Genomic DNA, 1,452 nt, shown 5'->3' with positions numbered 1-1,452 from the left:
GACTATTTGCTACCTCGCCCAAACGGCGATTATCTCGTGGCTGAAATTGGCAATTATATTTATCACCATGGAACTCAAGTCATTGGGCCTCATGGTGAAAGCATCGATTCCGATCTCAACTTACGCACTTACAATCCAAACTTGTATTGTGCTGATGTCGCCATCTGGTATGGCAGCCATGTCATTGCTGGTCAAGGAGACTATCAGGTCGACATCATCTCCGATCCTAACCCCTACGATCCGACTTACCTAATAGACTGCTACGAATACATTAGTAACCCCACGACCAGACAACAATCGTTAGCATTTGATCTGAGCTACTCGCCTTACGACGAACTACTTGATGGCGAGGTGTACAGCTACATTTTGCGTCCAAAGCCTGAACTGGCTGATCGCGTTGAAGAATTTAAAATCAATATGATTTATCACAGCCCAAAGCCGTTACGCTCAAGCAACAAAAAATAACCACTTAAAATACATAATGTTATTTTGACTATTAAATCACTAAAAACAAAAAGTGGAACCGTGATCAAAGTCTCATTTCCTTCCTCATCGACAAAAAACTCAAATAAATTTTACGGGTTTTATGCGGTTTTTCGTGTCTTGAACACTTACTCAATAGTGATTAAAAAGACACAACTTTCTTAAATCTCACTAGTGAGATTTAAGAAAAACAACAATAAAAAAAGCGACTTTCTCATTCGGAAACGAACAAGGACAAATGAATAATGAATAAGGTGAGTTTATTAGCAGCGTCAGTGGCTATCGCTCTTACAGGCTGTGGCGGTTCAGATAGCGGTTCAAGCAGTGCAAGCAACGGTGTTGTGATCACAGGTTTTGACGGCTACTTCAAAAATGCAGTTGTTTTTGAAGACACGAACAACAACGGTCAATGGGACACTCAAGAATCTATTCTTGGTCTGACCGATGAGAAAGGTCAGCTTACACTGGCCGCTAAACCAGAAAAAACCTTAGCACTGCAAACTCTCGTTCCAAACGGTGCGAAACAGAAACAACTTATCGCCTTGGATGCCAAGAAATACGCTGGCACCTACACCGTAGATATGGACCACCCAAGCCAAGCTATGGCGCACGAAATCGTATTCCGTGCACCATCATCGTCTAACGTGATCTCACCTATCACGGACCTTGTTGCGATTGAAATGGCAAAAGACCCTTCAATTACTGAAGAAGACGCGAAAGCAAACGTAAACAAAGCATTGGGAGGCTCAGAGGAAGCTCCGATTGATCTGTACAGTGATTTTGTTGAAGGTGCGACAAAAAACGCCGAACTACATAAAACCGCTCAGATTCTGACAGAATCTAAAGCGCAAAACCCAACAAATTACGAGAAGAAAGCGACAGAGTTTGCTCAAGCGGCAAACCAAGAAGTGGATCGTCTTGTCGCGTCTGGCGAAAACATCAATGACCCAAGCCTACGTCCAGTCATCA

General features: G+C 42.9%; 2 pseudogenes. Both read left to right on the top strand.

The annotated features are described in order from the left end of the window. Nucleotides 1-465 (top strand): annotated as a pseudogene (locus tag R7P72_RS24275) (hypothetical protein); the annotation flags it as partial. A 263-nt stretch (nucleotides 466-728) separates the two neighbouring features. Next, nucleotides 729-1,452, top strand: a pseudogene (locus R7P72_RS24270) (hypothetical protein); the annotation flags it as partial.

Origin of the sequence: Vibrio sp. Vb0888 (genome assembly GCF_033338835.1) — a bacterium.
GTDB lineage: Bacteria > Pseudomonadota > Gammaproteobacteria > Enterobacterales > Vibrionaceae > Vibrio > Vibrio alginolyticus.
The sequence above is the reverse complement of the archived record's forward strand: the minus strand, read 5'-3'. Positions and strand labels throughout refer to the sequence as shown.